Source organism: Streptomyces sp. NPDC088766 (assembly GCF_044750845.1).
GTDB lineage: Bacteria > Actinomycetota > Actinomycetes > Streptomycetales > Streptomycetaceae > Streptomyces.
This window is the reverse complement of sequence record NZ_JBIVKQ010000035.1, coordinates 21,077-39,761: the sequence shown is the minus strand read 5'-3', so window position 1 is coordinate 39,761 and position 18,685 is coordinate 21,077. Positions and strand designations below refer to the sequence as shown.

The following is an 18,685-nucleotide window of genomic DNA, read 5'->3' as shown; positions in this document are numbered from 1 at the left end:
GTACACTGGCGTATCGGTACGATGCCGTATCGATGCTGCGCGCGGGTCACGGGCCCGCACACCGGCGCACCGGCACACACACGTGCACGTCACACACGGACACGGACATGGGCACGGACACGGCACTCGCGCAGCACACGCACCACTCACACGCACCACGTCAGCGAAGGGGCCGGGGGATGAATGCCCGCACCGAGCCTGAAGAAGCGGAGCCGGCCACACCGGCACGGCCGCCGATAATCCGGGAGCTCCTGCTCGTCGCCGGACTCTTCCTCGTCTACAAGGTCGGCCGGCAGCTGGCCACGGGACACACCGCCGAGGCCTTCCGCAACGCGCACCGCGTGTGGGACGCGGAACGGTGGCTGCGGCTGCCGCACGAGGACGCGGCGCAGTCCCTGCTGCTGCACGGCGACGGCCTGGTCCAGGTCGCGAACACCTACTACGCGACCGTCCACTTCCCCGCCACCGCGGCCTTCCTGGTCTGGCTCTACCTGCGGCGCCCCGCGCACTACGTCTGGGCCCGCCGGGTGCTGGCCGCCGTCACGGCCGCCGCCCTGGTGGTCCATCTCACGTTCCCCCTCGCACCGCCCCGGATGCTCGCGGCGACGGGACTGATCGACACCGCACGGGTGTACGGGCCGTCGGTGTACGGGCCCCCGCAGACGGACACCCTGTCGAACCAGTTCGCGGCGATGCCCTCGCTGCACTTCGGCTGGGCCCTGGCAGTCGCCGTCGGGCTGATCGCCGCGACCCGGTCGCGCCGGCGGTGGCTGTGGCTGCTGCACCCGCTGGTCACCCTGCTGGTGATCGTGGGCACGGCGAACCACTACTGGCTGGACGCGCTCATCGCCTCGGCGCTGCTCGGGGTCGCCCTCGCGGTGATCCGTGCGCCGCGGCGCACGGTGACGACGGCCGGACGCGGTGCACCCGCCGGCGAACCGGCCGGACCGGCCGGACCGGCCGCGGAGAAGGCGCTCGTGGGGGCCGGCCGGTGAGCGCCGCCCTCGTCGCCGTCGTCCTGTCGCTGTTCTCCGCGGTCGCCTACGCCGCCGCGGCGGTCGCCCAGGAACGGCTGGCCGCCCGCTCCCCCGGCGCCGGATTCGTACGGCTGCTGGGCAGCGGCGCCTGGTGGGCCTCGGTGGGACTCAACGGCGGGGCCGCCCTGCTGCACGTCGTGGCCCTCACGTACGGTCCGCTGACCGTGGTGCAGCCGCTCGGGGCGCTCACCCTGGTGGCGGCGGTGCCGCTGGGCGCGCGCATCGCCGGCCGGCGGGTCGGCGCGGCCGAGTGGCGGGGCACCGCCCTGACCCTGCTCGGACTGGCCGCGATCCTGGTCACGGCGTCCGGTCCGGCACCCGACGACGTACTGAGCGGGTCCGAGGCGGTCGCGGTGGCGGGGGTGACGGCGGCGCTGATCGGGCTGCTGGCCCGGCCCGGCACCCGGCCCGGCCTGCGGCACGCGAGCGGGTCCGGCTTCGCCTCCGGGGTGGCCTCCGCGCTCACCCAGACCGTGACGGTGGCCGCGACCGACCGGTCGGGTCCGCTGCTCGGCGTGCAGGTGATCGGGGTGGCGCTGCTGGTGGCCGCCTTCGCCACGGGCGGGCTGCTGCTGTCGCAGACCGCCTACCGGGGCGGACTGGGCGCCCCGCTGGCGGTGGTGACACTGGCGAACCCGGTGGCCGCCGCGGTGATCGGTCTCACGCTGCTGGGCGAACGGCTCCAGGGCGGGGCGGCGGGCGCGCTCCTCGCGGTCGCCGGAGCGGGACTCTCCGCGTGGGGCGTGGTGCTGCTGTCCCGCGCGACGCCGGAACCGGCGACGGGGCCGGCACCGGTCCCGGCCGCGGCTCCCACGGCAGGCCGAACCCCGGGACACCCCACCGCACAGGCCTCGGGACGCCCGTCGCGGCACGGTGCGCGGTACGCGGGGAGGCATGCCGGGGACCACGTCGACGGACACCACGGGCACGACGACGGGCACGACGGGCATCCGGTGGCCGCGGTGCTCGCGCTGAAGCCGGAGACGGCCTCAGCCGAACCCGCGCTGCTGCCCAGGCCGGCCACGGGACCGGGGCACCTCACCGCGCTGTGACCGGTGTCAGCCGAGGCCGCGGGAGTCCTGCTTCAGGGCCGTGTCCACCGTCAGGGCGGTGGCGACGACCAGGCTCAGCAGGGGTTCGGGCAGTTGGTAGTGGATCTGCAGGACGTAGTTGTCCGCGGTGGTGAAGAGGGTCTTCGCCAGGCCTTCCCAGGTCTTGGTGATCCGGGCGACCTCGTTGTCCGCGTGGTCGACGATCGCGAAGTTCCAGGCCCGCCAGTTCTCTGCCTTGATCGCGCCGACCTGCCCGCCACCGGCGTTGATGGCGAAGTTGATCTTTCCGAAGACGTTCTGCTGGACGATCTCGCCGACCGGCTGCCCGTCGGGACGCGTGACGATCACGCGGGACTTGAGGAACTTGCGCGGGCGGGTCAGCAGCAGGACCGGCTGCCCGTGGGCGTCGCGGATCTCCAGCTTGTGCGTCAGGAACTGGTCGATGCTGGCGACGAACCGCAGGACCTTCCGCAGCGCGTTCTGCCCGACCTGTACGACCGAACCGAGCTGGTTGCCCTGCTGGTCCATGACCTTGTACTCGTTGGTCAGCTCGATCAGCTTGGCCTTCTGGTTGACCACCAGCACCGGCTCGCTGAACAGCGTGCCGCCGCCGGGGCCGCCCGCCGCGACCCCCGCCTGCTGCTGCACCTGGCGCTGCACACGGGGGTCGGGTCCGGCGGCCGGCTGCGCGGGCACCTGCGGCCGGGCGGGCTGTGCCGGTACCGGCTGCCGGTCCGGCGTCTGCGGCAGGCCCTGCGCCGGCTGCTGCTCGGCGTGGGTGTGCTCGGTCCACCGGGAGCCGTCCCAGTACCGCAGGGTCCGGTCGGCCCCGTGCGGGTCCGGGTACCAGCCTGAAGGTGTGTTCGAATGCGTGGTCACCGGGGCACACTACCCCGAGCCCACCCGGACCTGACCAGCCCCCACGATGCGGTGCTCACCGTGCTTTTACCCGCTTTTACCCGCGCGGTGTGCTCATTCCGTGACGATGGCCGGGTCGCTCACACCGGGGCGTCCGTTCTCGACGTGCCCGGCGAACCGGCGCCGGAACGACGGGTCCGCGGCGGAGGTGACGGTGAGGTCGTACCAGCGCCGGCCGGCGCTCAGGTCGACGGTGCGCTTGAGGACGGCGCCCACCCGCACCCGTACGGTCGTGGTGCGGCCGCGGTAGCCGTCGGCCACCGTCAGCTCCACCGTGCCGGAGCCCCGGTTGGTGAAGGTCAGCTCCACGTCGTCGCCCACGTGCCGGGCGACGACCTCGGGCCCCGCGGTCTTCCCCGTCCCCTTGAAGACGCGCAGGAAGCCGTTCGGTCCGTGCACGGTGAGGTCGTGGGAGCCGCCCGAGTACGCGGAGTTCCAGGTGTCGGAGATCTTCTTGCCGGCCTCGGTGGTGTACGTCCACGGGCCGTCGGCGCGGTTGCCGGAGGTGACCAGGAAGGCGGCGCCGGCCTTGGCGCCGGAGGCGAAGGTGAGCGTGAGCTTCCCGGTGGCCGGGTCCACCGAACCGTCCACGGCGGGCGCGTACTTGAGGGGGCGGGTGGGCCGCAGGCCGCGTTCCTGCCGGGGCAGGGTGCCCTCGGCGGGCGGGGTGGGGCGGTAGTCGGGGTGGCGCTCGCGGTCCTGCGGCTCGTACCCGTCGGTGTCGGGGAGCACGACCGGCCCGGTGTCCCTGCGGGAGAAGTCGAAGGCCGCCGTCAGATCGCCGCAGACGGCCCGCCGCCAGGGCGAGATGTTCGGCTCGCGCACTCCGAAGCGGCGCTCCATGAAACGGATGACCGAGGTGTGGTCGAGGGTCTCGGAGCAGACGTAGCCGCCCTTGCTCCAGGGCGAGACGACGAGCATCGGCACCCGCGGGCCGAGGCCGTACGGACCGGCGACGCGGTTGCCGCCGCCCGGGTACAGGTCCAGGGAGACGTCGACGGTGGACCTGCCCCGCTCGTCCGACGTCGGCGGGAGCGGCGGCACCAGGTGGTCGAAGAAGCCGTCGTTCTCGTCGTAGGTGATGAACAGCGCCGTCCTCGCCCACACCGCCGGGTTGGAGGTGAGCGCGTCGAGGACCTGGGCGATGTACCAGGCGCCGTAGTTGGAGGGCCAGTTGGAGTGCTCGGAGAAGGCCTCCGGGGCGGCGATCCAGGAGATCTGCGGCAGCTTGCCGGCCTTCACGTCGGCGCGGAGCCGGTCGAAGTAGCCGTCGCCGTTCTTGACGTCGGTGCCGGTGCGGGCCTTGTCGTACAGCGGGTCGCCGGGGGCGGCGTTGCGGTACTTGTCGAAGTAGAGCAGCGAGTTGTCGCCGTAGTTGCCGCGGTAGGCGTCCTGGATCCAGCCCCAGGAGCCCTGCGCGTCGAGGCCGTCGCCGATGTCCTGGTAGATCTTCCAGGAGACACCCGCCTCCTCCAGGCGCTCGGGGTAGGTCGTCCAGTCGTAGCCCAGCTCCTCGTTGCCCAGGACGGGGCCGCCGCCCCGGCCGTCGTTGCCGGTGTGCCCCGTCCACAGGTAGTAGCGGTTGGGGTCGGTGGAGCCGATGAAGGAGCAGTGGTAGGCGTCGCAGACGGTGAACCTGTCGGCGAGCGCGTAGTGGAAGGGGATGTCCTCGCGGGTGAGGTACGCCATGGTCGTGGTGCCCTTCGCGGGCACCCACCTGTCGTATTTGCCGCCGTTGTAGGCCGCCTGTCCGTCGGGCCAGCTGTGCGGGAGGCCTTCGAGGAACTGCATGCCGAGGTCGTCGGCGGTCGGGTGGAAGGGCAGGAGGTCCCTGGTGCCGTCCGACTGGTGCCACACGGACCTGCCGCCGGGGAGCGTCACGGGATGCGGGTCGCCGAAGCCGCGCACGCCCCGCAGCTTGCCGAAGTAGTGGTCGAAGGACCGGTTCTCCTGCATCAGGACGACGATGTGCTCGACGTCCTCGATCGTCCCGCTGCGGTGGTGGGCCGGCAGTGCGGCGGCGCGCTCGATGCTGCTCGACAGCGCGCTGAACGCCGTGGTGGCACCCGCGATCTGGAGGAATCTGCGCCGGTTGACTTCGGACATGGGTGAAGGGCCTCTCGTGCGGGGCGGGTTCGGCGGCCGGTCGTTCGCCGGGGAAGTGCGCGCGCAAGGAGTGTTCCAAGGGCACGCAACGCGGGGGAAGGCACGGATGGCGCCCACGTGAAGGCCGACGGTACGGGGGGTGCGGAACGGGACACCGCCGGCGGTGCGGGCAGGAACGGGACGGAACACCCTGATTCCCCGCGCCTCGTGGACGGGCTCGGCCGCTTCCGGCGACGCACCCGCCGCCCGCACGCGGGGCGGCCGGAAACCGGCGGATGGCCGGGAAGCCGCCGCCCGCCCGCGCGTCGGGCACGGGCCGGGCGCAGCCGTACGCGCCAAACCCTTTGGACGGGACCGGGGTCCGGACGTCCCCGCCGGCACCTCCGCTCCCCTGCGTCACGGACCGGCTACCGTGCGCGTTTACCGTCCCTCCGGCGCGGACACGGGTTCGCCACACCGTCTTCACGCGGGGCACACTTCCGGCCGATCGGGGTCCCCGGCCGGCCGGCGGGGCAGACGACGGCGACCGCGCCCGCCTAGCCTCCCGGCTCATGCGATCACCACTGATGAGACGCCTCGGACTCAGCACCGTTCTCGCCGTCGTCCTGGCCGTGTTCGGCCTGACGCCCGTCGCGAGCGCGGACCCGGCTCCGGCCACGCTGACGTTCGCCACCGACAGCGCGACCACCACGCCCGGCGGCACGGTGAACCTGTCGATGACGATCACCAACAACAAGTCCTACGACATCTGGTTCGTGTACCAGACGATCGACCCGACCTGGCTGACCACCCAGCGCCCCGACCTGAAGTACGGCTTCACCGGCTGCTCCCTGGCGACGGCCGCCGGCACCACCCCCTGCTCCGGGACCGGACCGGCCGACCTCGGCGCCAACTACGGCACCACCGTCCCGCCCGGCCAGAGCCGTACCGTCACGCTGACGCTCCGGATCGCCGCCGACTCGGGCTGCAACGGCAACATCGGCTTCTACTCGTACTTCTACGCCGAGTTCAGCGACACCACGAACATCAGCGGCGGGCCGGTGTACACGCCCGAGACCCGCGTCCTGTGTGCCTGACGGGCCGTCAAAATGATTCGGAAACAGTCAGGTTGACCTGAAATCGGCCCGCGATCCGGAACCGGCCTGTGAGCGGACCCACCTCACGGCCGGGATCGCGGGCCCGGGTCCGGCGGGCCGGACCGGTCCGCCGGGACGCCCTCCGGGCCCCGGACCAGCAGGCGCCTCCCCCGTGCCACCCGGTTCCACGGCGCACCGGCGGACGAGCCCGCATCACTTCCGGTTCCACCGGCACCTCATCGGCCACCTGCACTTTTCCGTCATGTTTCGCAACACCATCACGAAAGCCACACAGAGACATCACCATGTGACGCGACGGATGCGTCGACGACCGGCTTCTGAGGGGGATGCCGGCGCCGCGCCAGGGGGTGCGTCCGCTCCATGGGAGCCGTGCTCGCCCCTGCCCGGGGAGGGGACTTCACCGCATGAAGCGGACCATACGCACCACCGTGCTCACGGTCGGCGCGCTCATCGCCGCGCTCGGCCTGCCGGCCGGCACGGCACACGCCGACACCACCGCGCCCCGCGTCGACCTGCGGGTGCTGGTGGTCAGCGACGGCGGCCCGGCCACCGACGCCATCGCGGCCGAACTCGACGCGGCCGGCACGCCGTACACCGAGATCGACCTGACGCAGGCGGGCCGGCCCGTGATCGACGGCGGTTTCCTGGCCGACACCGTGGACGGCCGGCCACGCGCCAGGTACCAGGCCGTGGTGCTGCCGAACGACAACCCGTTCCCGGCCGGTTCCACCGAGATGGCGGCCCTCGTGGCCTACGAGCAGACATACGCGGTGCCGCAGGTCGACGCCTACACCTACGCGCGCCCGGAAGCCGGACTGCAGTACCCGGTGTACGGCGGCTACTCCGGCAGCCTCGACGGCGTGCGGGCCTCGGTCACCACCGCCGGCCTGGCGGGCCCCTTCGGCTACCTGGACGGCTCCGTGCCGTTCGAGGACAACGACCCCGCCGTCGGGGAGAGTTACGCCTACCTGTCGACCCCCGTCGCGGGCGCCGACTTCACCTCCTACGTCGACGCGCCGGTCCCCGGCCGGGCGACGCGCGGTTCCCTGGTGGGCGAGTACCGGCACGACGGGCGGCGCGAGCTGGTCGTCACGTTCGTCTACAACCGGTACCAGCAGCAGTTCCGGCTGCTGGCCCGCGGCATCGTGGAGTGGATGACCGGCGGTGTGCACCTGGGCGTCTCCCGGAACTACTTCGCCGTGCACGTGGACGACGTGTTCGCCGCCGACGACCGCTGGAACACCGCCCTGAACTGCACCCCGGGCGACGTGGACTGCACGGACCCGAACGCCGTCCCGGACCCGATCCGGATGACGCCCGCCGACGTCGACCACGCCGTCTCCTGGCAGCAGGAGCACGGCGTCACCCTCGACTTCGCCTACAACGGCGCGGGCAGCGTCGACCACCGCGAGGACAACGGCGGCGCCGACCCGCTCGCCGACAAGCTGATCGCCGAACGCGACGCGTTCCGCTGGATCAACCACACCTACACGCACGCCTTCCTCGGCTGTGTGCAGGACACCTCGGTGGTGCCGTGGAAGTGCGCCACCGACACCGGCGGCACCACGCGGTGGGTGAGCCGCAACGAGATCGCGGACGAGATCGCGACCAACCGGGTGTGGGGCGAAACGGCGGGACTCCCCCTGGAGAACGACGAGCTGGTCACCGGAGAGCACTCGGGCATGAAGGTGCTGCCGCAGCAGCCGGTGGACAACCCCAACCTGGCGCTCGCCCTCGACGACAACGACATCGCCTGGCTCGGTTCGGACAACTCCCGTGAGCCCGAACAGCGTTCGGTCGGCCCGGCGACCACCGTCCCGCGCTACCCGATGAACGTCTTCTACAACGCGGGCCGCGCCGCCGAGCAGGTCGACGAGTACAACTGGATCTACACGAGCCGCGCCCAGGGCGGCAGCGGCATCTGCGAGGACAACCCGGCCACCACCACCTGCCTCGCGGCGCCGCTGGACCCGGCCACCGGCTACACCGGGCACATCGTGCCGCTGGAGACGCGGATCGCCCTCGGGCACGTGCTGTCCAACGACCCCAGGCCGCACTTCATCCACCAGTCGAACCTCGCCGAGGACCGCATCGCCTACCCGGTGCTGAGCGGCGTCCTCGACGGCTACGCGGCCCTGTTCGCGGACGACACCCCCGTGGTGAATCCGCGGATGAGCGAGATCGGCACCGAGCTGGGCCGCCGGGCCGCCTGGCGGAACGCGCTGGAGGCCGGCCAGGTGGCGGCCCACCGCATCGGCGACACGGTCACCGTCGAGGCCCCGGCCGGGCTCCCGGTCCCCGCGACCCTGCCCACCGGCTCCACGCTGAACGGCTCCTCGTTCGGCGCGCCGTACGCGGGCCTGGTGTCCGGCTGGACGCCCTCCGACGGCACCCCGCTCGCCCTCACCCTGCCGGCCTCCGCCCCCACCGCCCCCGCCCCGGTCACCGGCGCTCCCGCCGCTGCGGTCACCGGGCCGGCCCCGGACACCCGCGTCCCGGCAGGCGTCACCGAGCCGGTCGCGTCCCCCGCCGGGGACTGAACGGCGCACCGACCCGCATCCACCGAAGGTCCCGGCCGCCGCCCGCGGCCGGGACCGCCACTGGCGAACCGGTTCCCCAAAGGGGCCTGCCGCCGGGCACGACCACCCCACACCTCGGCCGTGGAGCACCTCGATGCACGTTCCCCACGGCGCGCGACGCCCCGGCGCGACGCGCGTCACCCTGCTCACCGAAGGCACCTACCCGCACAGCCATGGCGGCGTGAGCGTCTGGTGCGACCAACTCGTCCAGGGCATGCCCGACCTCGACTTCGACGTCCTCGCCGTCACCGGCACGGGACGCGAACCCCTGGTCTGGGAGCTGCCCGCGCACGTCACACGGGTACGGTCCGTCCCCATGTGGGGCGCCCCGCCCGAGGGACGCCCGCCGCGCGGCCGGTCCCGCGACCGGCTCGCCGCCGCCTACGAGCGGTTCCTCACCGCGCTCCTCGACCCGTGCGCCGAGGACGGGTTCGCGCCCGCCCTGTACGCCATGGCGGGGGCGGCTGCGGACGGCGGGCTGAGCGCGTTCCTGCGGGGCGACCGGGCGATCGCCCTGCTGTCCTCGGTGTGGAACCGTCCCGGTCTGGCCGTCCGCGAGGCCCGGCCGACCGTCCACGACGCGCTGACCGCGACGTCCCTGCTGGAGCACGCCCTGCGTCCGCTGGCCGCGGCGCCGCCGGAGAGCGGGGTCGCGCACGCGGTGAGCGGCGGCGTCGCGGCCCTGCCCGGTCTGGCCGCGCTCGAACGGCACGGTGTGCCGCTGCTGTTGACCGAGCACGGCGTCTACCTGCGGGAGCGGTACCTCGGTTACCGCACCGCCCCCTACCGCTGGCCGGTGAAGGCGGTCGTCCTCGGCTTCTTCCGGCTGCTGGCGGAGGAGACCTACCGCCGGGCCGCGCTGATCACCCCGGGAAACCGGTACAACCGGTTGTGGGAGGAGCAGGGCGGCGCCGCCCCGGAGTCGATCCGCACCGTCTACAACGGGGTGGACCCCGCCGCGTTCCCGCCGGCCGGGCCCGAGCCGCAGACCCTCACCCTCAGCTGGGCGGGCCGGGTCGACCCGATCAAGGACCTGGAGACCCTGATCCGGGCCTTCTCCCTGGTGCGGGCCCGACTGCCGGACGTACGGCTGCGGTTGTTCGGCGGGACACCGCGGGGCGGGGAGGCGTACCGGGAGCGGTGCGAGGCGCTGGCCGCCGGGCTGGGGCATGCGGACGCCGTCACCTTCGAGGGCCGCGTCGACGACATCAAGGACGCCTACGCGGCCGGCAGCGTCGTGATGCTGTCGAGCATCAGCGAGGGTTTCCCGTTCACGCTGATCGAGGCCATGTCGTGCGGGCGGGCCACCGTCTCCACCGATGTGGGCGGGGTCCGGGAGGCGGTCGGCGAGACCGGTCTGGTGGTGCCGCCGCGCGATCCGGCCGCGATGGCCGCCGCCGCACTGGAGCTGCTGGGCGACCCGGCGCGGCGCCGGGCGATGGGCGAGGCGGCGCGGCTGCGGGTGATCGAGCAGTTCACCCTGCGGCAGACCATCGACACGTTCCGCGCCATCTACCGGGAACTGCCCACTCTGAACGAGGAGTTGCCCGCTCGGATCGTCCTGCCCGCTCCGGCGGTCACCGGCACGGGGAGTCTCGCCGGATGAGCGGGCCGATGTTCCTCGAACCCGGCGGCGCCGAACAGGACACGCTGGCGCTGCGGCTGGCAACGCCCCGGCCGCCGCGTCGCCGCCCGCGCTGGGCCCTGGACGAGGCCACCCTCGCCGTCCGGCTGCCCCGGCGGGGCCCCGACGAGGAGGCGGTCAGCGCCCTCGCCGCCGAACTCGCCGACCGCGTCGGCCCCGCCGTCCACCCCTACGAGGTGGCCGCGCTGCTGGAGGCGGAGGGCCTGTCGGCCTCCGTGATCAAGGAGCGGTACGGTCACCCGAACCTGTTCTCGCTCGCCGCCGCACTGTACGAGAGGGTGCCGCGGACCTTCCCCGAACCCGCGCCCGCGCCCGACCCCTGGCGCCCGGACACCGTGCGCTGTCTGCTGCGGGGCGCCCTGTTCGCCCTGCCGGGCCTGGCCTATCCGATGACCGCACCCCTCTGGGACGCCGGCCGTCACACCGCCGTGCTGGTGGTGGCCGGACTGCTCTCCTGGGCCTGGGGGCAGGCGCTGGGGCACCGGGCCCACCTGCGGATGACGGCCGGGCGGCGGGAAGCCGGCCGTACCCTCCTCGTCGGCGCGCCCCTCGGGGCGGCGGTCGCCACGGCCGCCGCCGCGCTGCCCGCCGGGGGCGGGCCGGTGACGCTGGTGGCGGCCGCGCAGTCGGTGTACCTGGCGGCGGCCGGCGTGCTGCTGGTGCTGGGCCGGGAGCGGCTGCTGCTGGCCGCGCTCACTCCGCTGATCGCCGGTGCCGCCGTGCTGCCCCGGTGGGACCTCGCGCCGTCGCTGCGGGCCGGGCTGCCGCTGCTGGCGCTGCTCGCCGTGCTCGCCGTCACCGGCCACGTGCTGCGTACCGTCCTCGCCGTCCCGCCGGCGGCGGCCGCGGCCAGGCCGCGGCTGCTGCGGTCGCTGCCGTACGGGCTGTTCGGGCTGGCCGCGGGTGTGCTGGTGCTGCTGGAGGGCCACGAGGAGCCGTACGCCGTGATCGCGCTGACCGTCAGCATGGGACCGGCGGAGTGGCTGCTGTACCGCTACCGCGGGCTGTCCGTCGCCGCGCTGCGCGCCGCCGCGACGCCCGCCGGCTTCCTGCTGCGCTCGGCCGGCATCCTCGCCCTCTGCCTGCTCGCGTACGTCCTGCCGCTGCTGCCCGCGGCCCTGCTCACCGGCGCCGATCCGGCCGTCCTGCTGCCGCTCGCCGCCGCCCTGTGGACCGGGCTGCTGCTCCAGGCGTTCGGGGCGGCCTGGCCGTCCGCCGCGATCTGTCTCACGGCCGCGGCCGGCGCCTCGGCGGCCGCCCTGTTCCGGCTGCCACCCGGCCCGGCCGCCCTGCCCCTGTGCTGCGGGGCCGCCGCGCTCTGTCTGGCCGGGTGCGCGCTGTGGCTGCTCGGGCGTCCGGCCCCGCACGCCTGACGGCACGCCCGCTCCGCCGCCCACGCCCCGACGACAACCGGCAACACCGTCGACCACCGGCAACACCACTCATGACCGTCAACGACCGAAAGGAAGAACCGAGTTGACCTCCGCACCGCTCGCCGCCGTCACCGGAGCCGAGGGTTTCATCGGCTCGCACCTCACCGAGGCGCTGGTCGCCTCCGGCCACCGGGTGAGAGCCATGGCCCAGTACAACTCCTTCTCCTCCTACGGCTGGCTGGAGACACTGCACCCGGACGTCCTGGACCAGGTGGAGATCGTCCTCGGCGACGTCCGGGACCCCGGCTCGGTCCGCGGCCTCCTCGACGGCGCCGACGTGGCCTACCACCTGGCCGCGCTGATCGCGATCCCGTACTCCTACCGGGCACCCCACAGTTACGTGGACACCAACGTCACCGGCACCCTCAACGTGCTGGAGGCGGCCCGCGCGCTGGGCACGCCCCGGCTCGTGCACACCTCCACCAGCGAGACGTACGGCACCGCGCGGACCGTGCCGATCACCGAGGACCATCCCATCAACACCCAGTCGCCGTACGCCGCTTCGAAGGCGGGCGGGGACCGGCTCGCCGACAGCTACCACGCGAGCTTCGGCACCCCCGTGGTCACGCTGCGGCCGTTCAACACCTTCGGGCCCCGCCAGTCGATGCGCGCGGTCATCCCCACCGTCATCGGGCAGGTGGCCGCCGGGGAGCGGACGATCACCCTCGGCGACCTGCGTCCCACGCGGGACTTCACGTTCGTCGAGGACACCGCGCAGGCGTTCCTCGCCGTGGGCTCGGCCCCCGCCGAGCGGGTCGTGGGCCGCACCTTCAACGCCGGCACCGGCGGCGAGATCTCGGTCGGGGACCTGGTCGCGCTGATCGGCAAGGTGATGGACACCGCGCTCGACGTGCGCGAGGACCCCGCCCGCATCCGGCCGGCCGGCTCCGAGGTGCTGCGGCTGGTCGCCGACGCGAGCCGGCTGGCCGCCGCCACCGGCTGGCAGCCCGCCCACACCCTGGAGGAAGGCCTCGCGCACACCGTGGAGTTCTTCCGCGACCCGGGCAACCTGGCGCGCTACAAGACCGGCATCTACAACATCTGACCCGTCCGGCACGTCCCCGAACAGGCATGAAGGAGGAGCCCCATGCACGCAGTGATCCTGGCCGGAGGCAAGGGCGTCCGGCTGCGGCCGTACACCACCGCGCTGCCCAAGCCGCTCGTCCCCATCGGTGACCAGCACGCCATCCTGGAGATCGTGCTGCGCCAGCTCGCCACGGCCGGCTTCACCAGCTGCACCATCGCCATCGGCCACCTCGGCGAGATCATCCGCGCCTACGTCGGCGACGGCACCCAGTGGGGCCTGGCCGTCGACTACGCCACCGAGGAGAGCCCGCTGGGCACCATGGGGCCGCTGCTGAAACTGCGCGACCGGCTCCCGGAGACGTTCCTGGTGATGAACGGCGACGTCCTGACCGACCTCGACTACGCCGACGTCCTGCTCCGGCACCGCGAGTCGGGCGCGCCGCTGACCATAGCGACGTACGCCCGCAGGGTGCACATCGACTTCGGGGTGCTGACCACCACCGACAGCAAGGTCGTGGCGTTCACCGAGAAGCCGAGCATGGACTACCGGGTGTCGATGGGCGTCTACGGTCTGACGCGCTCGACGCTGGACGGGTACACGGCCGGACTGCCGCTGGGATTCGACGAGTTGGTCCTCGACCTGCTGAAGGCCGGCAACGCGCCGCACGCCTACGACTTCGACGGGTACTGGCTCGACATCGGCCGCCCGGACGACTACGACCGGGCCAACGCCGAGTTCACCAGCCGCCGGTCGCTGCTGCTCAAGGGAGCCTGAGCACCACATGCGTATTCTCGTCCTCGGCCACACCGGCTACCTGGGCGCCCACGTCGCCGAGCGGCTGCGGGCCCTGCCGGGCACGCGGGTCCTCGGCGGCGGACGTTCGCCCGCCGCCGAGTTCCCCGTCGACCTCGCCGCCGGCCGCCCGGAACAGCTGGCGAAGACCCTGGCCTCGGCCGCGCCCGACACCGTCGTCAACTGCGCGGGCGCGACCGGCGGCGACGCCGTGACCCTCGCGGAGGTCAACGCCCGCGGCCCCGCCGTCCTGTGCGCGGCACTGCGCGCGGCGGCCCCGGCGGCCCGCCTGGTCCACCTCGGCTCGGCCGCCGAGTACGGGCCCGGCGCCGTGGACACCCGGGTGACGGAGTCGGCGGCCACCAGCCCGGCCGGCCCGTACGGCGCCACCAAGCTCGCGGGGACGGTCGCGGTGACCGCGTCCGGGCTGGACGCGGTGGTGCTGCGGGTGGGCAACCCGGTGGGGCCGGGGGCGCCCGCCTCGGGGCTGCCGGGCCGGATCGCCGGGCTGCTGCGGGCGGCGGGCCCGGACGCGGAGGCGGTGCTGCGGCTGGGCGACCTGTCGGCGTACCGCGACTTCGTGGACGTACGCGACGTGGCGCGGGCCGTGGCGCTGGCGGTCACGGCGCCCGGTCCGCTGCCGCCCGTCCTCAACATCGGCGGCGGGCGGGCGGTCCCGGTGCGCGAGCTGGTGCGGCGGATGGTGCGGCAGGCGGGTTTCGCGGGCCGGGTGGAGGAGAACGCGGCGGGCTCGGCCCGTTCCGCCCGGGTGTCCTGGCAGTGCTCGGACATCGGCGCCGCCGCGCGGGCCCTCGGCTGGCGCCCGGTCCACACCCTCGACGACGCCCTCGCCGCGTTGTGGGAAAGCGACGGTGCGGTGTGAGCCTGCTGATTCCGCTGTACGTCCATCCGGCCGAGGACCCGGGCGCCTGGCACCGGCTGATCAGGTCCGCCGCCGACACCTACGGCGTCGTCCTCAATCCGGCGAACGGGCCGGGCGAGGGGCCCGATCCGGCGTTCGCGGCGGCGGCCTCGGCGCTGCGCGCGGCGGGGGCGCGGCTGCTGGGGTACGTGGACACCGACTACGGGATCCGGGACGACGCACAGATCGCCGACGAGGTGCGCCGGCACCGTGAGTGGTACGCGGCCGACGGCTGTTTCCTGGACCGGGTGACGGCGACCGCGGACGGTCTGTCCGCCTGCCGCCGGCTGGTGCGGGCGCTGCGGCGGCAGGGGGCGGGGACGGTCGTGCTGAATCCCGGGGTCCACCCGGCGGTCGGGTACGCCCGGCTGGCCGACCTGACCGTCACCTTCGAGGGCCACTGGTCGACGTACGTCTCGGCGTTCAGCAGACCGGCGTGGACCGCCCGGCAGGCGCCCGAGCGGCTGTGCCACCTGGTCTACGGGGTGCCGGAGGCGCTGGTGCCGCTCGCCGTGCGCACCGCGCACGAGCGCGGCGCGGCGGTCTGCGGTCCCGTCACCGGTGAACTTCCCAACCCGTGGTCCGAGTTGAGTCCGGCGCTGAGCGGAGTCCGGTCGTGAGGCGGGCGGTGGCGGCCCTGGCGGTGTCGGCCGCCGTGCTGGTGACGGCGCTGAGCGGCTGTTCCGGGGACGGCCGGACCGGCGGTCCGGACCCGACGGCGGGGCCCCGGTGGCAGCCGCGCCCCGGCCTGGCCTGGCAGTGGCAGCTCGACGGCAGGGTCGACCCGTCGGCCGACGTGCCCGTGTACGACATCGACGGCTTCGAGAACTCCGCGGCCGACGTGGCCCGGCTGCACCGGGACGGCCGCAAGGTCATCTGCTACGTCAACGTCGGCGCGTGGGAGAGCTTCCGGCCCGACAAGGACGCCTTCCCGCGCGCGGTGCTCGGTGAGCCCAACGGCTGGGCGGGCGAACGGTGGCTGGACATCCGGCGGGTCTCCGTCCTGCGGCCGTTGATGGCGAAGCGTTTCGACATGTGCCGCGACAAGGGTTTCGACGCGGTGGAACCCGACCTGGTGGAGGGGTACGGCAACGAGACCGGCTTCCCGCTCACCGCGCGCGACCAGCTCCGCTACAACCGCATGATCGCCGAACTCGCCCATGAGCGCGGCCTGTCGGTGGGGCTGAAGAACGACCTCCCCCAGATCCCCGAGCTGGTCGCCGACTTCGACTTCGCGGTGAACGAGGAGTGCGCCCAGTACGACGAGTGCGGCCGTCTCACCCCGTTCGTCGCGGCGGGCAAGGCGGTCTTCCACGTGGAGTACACGGAACCGGCCGGGGAGTTCTGCCCCGAGTCCCGCAGGCTGCGCCTGTCGTCGATGCTGAAGAAGCCCGAGCTGGGGGTGTGGCGCAGGCCCTGCTGAGCGGGGTGGGGGCCGGGCCACGGGCACCGTCGAGGGCGCGGGCCGGGGGTTCGGGGCGCAGGGCGGGCACCTCACGGGCGGACCGGAGCGAAACGTTTGCGTTTCGCTCGTCGGACACCTAGGCTAGCTGTACGAAACGGTTTCGTTTTACATGTTCGTAACCGACGCCGTCACCGATTTCGCCACCGACGTCGTCACCGACCACGACTGGAGTACGTCCCCATGGCTCAGACAGCCGCAGCACCGGACACGGTGTCGCCCGGCAGGAGCGGCTCACCGGCCGAGGCCGCCGGGCCCCGCCACCGGTGGTGGATCCTCGCCGTCATCGGGCTCGCCCAGCTGATGGTCGTACTGGACGCGACCATCGTGAACATCGCCCTGCCGTCCGCCCAGGCCGACCTCGGCTTCTCCGACGGCAACCGGACCTGGATCGTCACCGCCTACTCGCTGGCCTTCGGCAGCCTGCTGCTGCTCGGCGGCCGGATCGCCGACCTCTTCGGCCGCAAGCCCGCCTTCCTCATCGGCGTGAGCGGCTTCGCGGCCGCCTCCGCCGTGGCAGGCGCGGCCACCGGCTTCGAGATGCTCGTCGCGGGCCGCGCCCTCCAGGGCCTGTTCGGCGCGCTGCTCGCTCCCGCCGCGCTCTCCCTGCTGACCACCACCTTCACCGACCCGAAGGAACGCGCCAAGGCCTTCGGCATCTTCGGCGCGATCGCCGGCTCCGGCGCGGCCGTCGGCCTGCTGCTCGGCGGTGTCCTCACCGAGTACCTGGACTGGCGCTGGACCCTCTACGTCAACCTCTTCATCGCGGCCTTCGCCATCGTCGGCGGCTCGCTGCTGCTGCGGCGCACGGCTCGCGACCCCGGCGCCAAGCTCGACATCCCCGGCACGGTCCTCGTCACCACCGGCCTGTTCGGCATCGTCTACGGCTTCTCCAACGCCGAGTCCCACGACTGGAGCTCGCCGCTGTCCTGGGGCTTCCTCGCCGCCGGCACCGTGCTGCTGGCGCTCTTCACCTGGTGGCAGACCAGGGCGCCGCATCCGCTGCTGCCGCTGCGGGTGCTCCTGGACCGCAACCGCGGCGCGTCCTTCACCGCCATGCTGATCTCCAGCGCCGGAATGTTCGGCGTGTTCCTCTTCCTGACCTACTACCTCCAGCTCAGCCTCGGCTTCTCCGCCGTCCGGACGGGCCTGGCCTTCCTCCCGATGGTCGGTGCCCTCATGGTGAGCGCCACGCTGTCCACCAGCGTCCTGCTGCCGCGCGTCGGACCGAAGACCGTGGTCCCGCTCGGCATGATCCTCGGAGCCGCCGGCATGGTCTGGCTGACCGCCCTCGGCCTGGACAGCACCTACGCGGCCGACGTCCTGCCCCCGCTGCTGGTCACCGGCCTCGGCATCGGCCTGATCATGGCCCCCGCCATGAGCGTCGCCACCAGCGGTGTGGCCACCGAGGACGCCGGAGTCGCCTCGGCCTCCGTCAACACGATGCAGCAGATCGGCGGCTCCATCGGCACGGCCCTGCTCAACACCCTCGCGGCCGGCGCCGCCACCTCGTACCTGGCGGGCAAGGACCCCTCCGACAAGCTGACCCAGGCCCGGGCCGCGCTGGAGTCCTACTCCGCCGCCTACTGGTGGTCGGCCGGCTTCTTCGCGGTCGGCGCGCTGGTCACGGCGCTGCTCTACCGGCGCGGCGTCCCGGCGGTCGACGCGGACGCCGCCCCCACCGTCCACATGTGAGCGGCATGTGGTGATCCGCGCCGGCCCGTGGGGACGGGGACGGCGCGGCCGACGGGCCCGGTGCTTTCGAGCACCGGGCCCGTCGGCATGTCGCACTGCTTCTCCCGCGGCACCGGCCGGGACGGCGACGCCGTGCGTACCCGACCGCCCTCGGCGGGAACGTGCGGTGCGTCCCGCTGACCCGGGCGCCGTCGGCGACCTGAACGCCGACGGTGCCCGGTCAGGCCTCGGGGGCGGGGACCACGCTGAGGTGTCCCGCGGTGCGGCGCGGACGCCGTCTCCCACGGGACGCCGGCGCGGGTTCCTCGCGCAGCACCATCGTCAGCCGCGTGTACCCCATCTCACGCAGCGTCCGCGGAGTCTCACCGACGATACGGCACTCGGTGGCGGGCCGGCGCGGGTCGGGGTGCAGCAGGGTGCGGACCGCCCCGTCGTGCTCGACGGCGTCCTCGCCCATGGCGCGCACCCAGTGCGGCAGTCCCTGCCGGTAGGCGGCCTCCATCAGGGGGTCCTGGGCGATCTCGCGGCGGATCGCCTGCAGGACGGGGTCGTGGCCGTGCCGCTCGAGGGTCGCGGCGAACCGGGCGAGCACGGGGAGGCACCAGCCGGCCTCGTGGTCGCCGAGCACCGACGCCGCGTCCGGGTGGAAGAGGACGAACCGCAGGAAGTTGTCGTCCGGCAGCGCGGTCGGATGCGGGCCCACGTCGCGGAAAAGTGACGCGAAAGCGGCGTTGGCGAGAACGACGTCCCAGCGGTGGTCGAGAACGACGGAAGGAAAGGGCACGGCCTCCAAATACGCGGCGTAGTCCCGTAGGTAGGACTGGGCCTCGGGACTTGCGGGGACGGGCCGCGGTACCGACCGCTGCCCACCTGCCTGATACGCCATCGGGAGGTCACCCCTCTTGCCTCTGCGGCCTTCA

The 18,685-nt window shown here is 73.5% G+C and carries 15 protein-coding genes; 12 read left to right on the top strand and 3 right to left on the bottom strand.

Features of this window, described 5'->3' with window-relative positions; translation table 11 throughout:
* Nucleotides 1–179 precede the first annotated feature (179 nt).
* The gene (locus tag ACIP5W_RS32920) at nucleotides 180–995 is read left to right on the top strand and encodes a phosphatase PAP2 family protein (RefSeq protein WP_401481251.1); all 816 of its coding nucleotides are present in this window, start codon (nucleotides 180–182) and stop codon (nucleotides 993–995) included.
* On the top strand, nucleotides 992–2,089 hold the full coding sequence (locus ACIP5W_RS32915; protein WP_401481249.1) for a hypothetical protein: 1,098 nt from the start codon (nucleotides 992–994) through the stop codon (nucleotides 2,087–2,089). Before ACIP5W_RS32920 ends, ACIP5W_RS32915 begins: the two co-directional genes overlap by 4 nt.
* A 6-nt stretch (nucleotides 2,090–2,095) precedes the next feature.
* Here the strand turns inward: ACIP5W_RS32915 and ACIP5W_RS32910 are convergent, their stop codons facing one another.
* Nucleotides 2,096–2,968 (bottom strand): phospholipid scramblase-related protein, encoded by an 873-nt coding sequence (locus tag ACIP5W_RS32910; protein ID WP_401481247.1) that lies wholly within the window; start codon nucleotides 2,966–2,968, stop codon nucleotides 2,096–2,098.
* Between the two features lie 93 nt (nucleotides 2,969–3,061).
* Entirely contained in the window at nucleotides 3,062–5,113 is a 2,052-nt protein-coding gene (locus ACIP5W_RS32905; protein WP_401481245.1) for a phosphocholine-specific phospholipase C, read from the bottom strand.
* 551 nt (nucleotides 5,114–5,664) lie between these two features.
* Here ACIP5W_RS32905 and ACIP5W_RS32900 point away from each other — a divergent pair.
* The 10 genes from ACIP5W_RS32900 (at nucleotide 5,665) to ACIP5W_RS32855 (ending at nucleotide 17,765) form a co-directional block, all read left to right on the top strand.
* Entirely contained in the window at nucleotides 5,665–6,189 is a 525-nt protein-coding gene (locus tag ACIP5W_RS32900; protein ID WP_401481243.1) for a hypothetical protein, read from the top strand.
* A gap of 425 nt (nucleotides 6,190–6,614) precedes the next feature.
* Nucleotides 6,615–8,750, top strand: coding sequence for a hypothetical protein (locus ACIP5W_RS32895; protein WP_401481241.1), 2,136 nt, complete (start codon nucleotides 6,615–6,617; stop codon nucleotides 8,748–8,750).
* A 133-nt stretch (nucleotides 8,751–8,883) separates the two neighbouring features.
* Nucleotides 8,884–10,395: a GT4 family glycosyltransferase PelF gene (gene pelF, locus ACIP5W_RS32890; protein ID WP_401481239.1), complete on the top strand. Its 1,512-nt coding sequence runs from the start codon at nucleotides 8,884–8,886 to the stop codon at nucleotides 10,393–10,395.
* Nucleotides 10,392–11,807 carry a hypothetical protein gene (locus tag ACIP5W_RS32885; protein ID WP_401481237.1) on the top strand — a complete coding sequence of 472 codons (1,416 nt, stop codon included), beginning with the start codon at nucleotides 10,392–10,394 and terminating at the stop codon, nucleotides 11,805–11,807. Before pelF ends, ACIP5W_RS32885 begins: the two co-directional genes overlap by 4 nt.
* A 103-nt stretch (nucleotides 11,808–11,910) precedes the next feature.
* Nucleotides 11,911–12,912 (top strand): GDP-mannose 4,6-dehydratase, encoded by a 1,002-nt coding sequence (locus ACIP5W_RS32880; protein ID WP_401481235.1) that lies wholly within the window; start codon nucleotides 11,911–11,913, stop codon nucleotides 12,910–12,912.
* 42 nt (nucleotides 12,913–12,954) lie between these two features.
* Nucleotides 12,955–13,668, top strand: a complete 714-nt coding sequence (locus tag ACIP5W_RS32875; RefSeq protein WP_401481233.1) for an NDP-sugar synthase — start codon at nucleotides 12,955–12,957, stop codon at nucleotides 13,666–13,668.
* A gap of 7 nt (nucleotides 13,669–13,675) precedes the next feature.
* Nucleotides 13,676–14,569 (top strand): NAD-dependent epimerase/dehydratase family protein, encoded by an 894-nt coding sequence (locus ACIP5W_RS32870; protein ID WP_401481231.1) that lies wholly within the window; start codon nucleotides 13,676–13,678, stop codon nucleotides 14,567–14,569.
* Nucleotides 14,566–15,228 (top strand): spherulation-specific family 4 protein, encoded by a 663-nt coding sequence (locus tag ACIP5W_RS32865; protein ID WP_401481229.1) that lies wholly within the window; start codon nucleotides 14,566–14,568, stop codon nucleotides 15,226–15,228. Before ACIP5W_RS32870 ends, ACIP5W_RS32865 begins: the two co-directional genes overlap by 4 nt.
* Nucleotides 15,225–16,031: an endo alpha-1,4 polygalactosaminidase gene (locus ACIP5W_RS32860; protein WP_401481227.1), complete on the top strand. Its 807-nt coding sequence runs from the start codon at nucleotides 15,225–15,227 to the stop codon at nucleotides 16,029–16,031. Before ACIP5W_RS32865 ends, ACIP5W_RS32860 begins: the two co-directional genes overlap by 4 nt.
* A gap of 222 nt (nucleotides 16,032–16,253) precedes the next feature.
* Nucleotides 16,254–17,765, top strand: coding sequence for an MFS transporter (locus ACIP5W_RS32855; RefSeq protein WP_401481225.1), 1,512 nt, complete (start codon nucleotides 16,254–16,256; stop codon nucleotides 17,763–17,765).
* Between the two features lie 220 nt (nucleotides 17,766–17,985).
* Here ACIP5W_RS32855 and ACIP5W_RS32850 read toward each other — a convergent pair whose 3' ends face one another.
* Complete coding sequence (locus tag ACIP5W_RS32850) at nucleotides 17,986–18,651, bottom strand: hypothetical protein (protein ID WP_401481223.1); 666 nt, start codon at nucleotides 18,649–18,651, stop codon at nucleotides 17,986–17,988.
* Nucleotides 18,652–18,685 lie beyond the last annotated feature (34 nt).

What these genes read in the sequence shown, in the direction of transcription:
- ACIP5W_RS32920 (WP_401481251.1), top strand. Translation starts at nt 180, where the DNA reads ATGAATGCCCGCACCGAGCCTGAAGAAGCGGAGCCGGCCACACCGGCA.
- ACIP5W_RS32905 (WP_401481245.1), bottom strand. Translation starts at nt 5,113, where the DNA reads ATGTCCGAAGTCAACCGGCGCAGATTCCTCCAGATCGCGGGTGCCACC.
- ACIP5W_RS32900 (WP_401481243.1), top strand. Translation starts at nt 5,665, where the DNA reads ATGCGATCACCACTGATGAGACGCCTCGGACTCAGCACCGTTCTCGCC.
- ACIP5W_RS32895 (WP_401481241.1), top strand. Translation starts at nt 6,615, where the DNA reads ATGAAGCGGACCATACGCACCACCGTGCTCACGGTCGGCGCGCTCATC.
- pelF (WP_401481239.1), top strand. Translation starts at nt 8,884, where the DNA reads ATGCACGTTCCCCACGGCGCGCGACGCCCCGGCGCGACGCGCGTCACC.
- ACIP5W_RS32885 (WP_401481237.1), top strand. Translation starts at nt 10,392, where the DNA reads ATGAGCGGGCCGATGTTCCTCGAACCCGGCGGCGCCGAACAGGACACG.
- ACIP5W_RS32875 (WP_401481233.1), top strand. Translation starts at nt 12,955, where the DNA reads ATGCACGCAGTGATCCTGGCCGGAGGCAAGGGCGTCCGGCTGCGGCCG.
- ACIP5W_RS32870 (WP_401481231.1), top strand. Translation starts at nt 13,676, where the DNA reads ATGCGTATTCTCGTCCTCGGCCACACCGGCTACCTGGGCGCCCACGTC.
- ACIP5W_RS32855 (WP_401481225.1), top strand. Translation starts at nt 16,254, where the DNA reads ATGGCTCAGACAGCCGCAGCACCGGACACGGTGTCGCCCGGCAGGAGC.
- ACIP5W_RS32850 (WP_401481223.1), bottom strand. Translation starts at nt 18,651, where the DNA reads ATGGCGTATCAGGCAGGTGGGCAGCGGTCGGTACCGCGGCCCGTCCCC.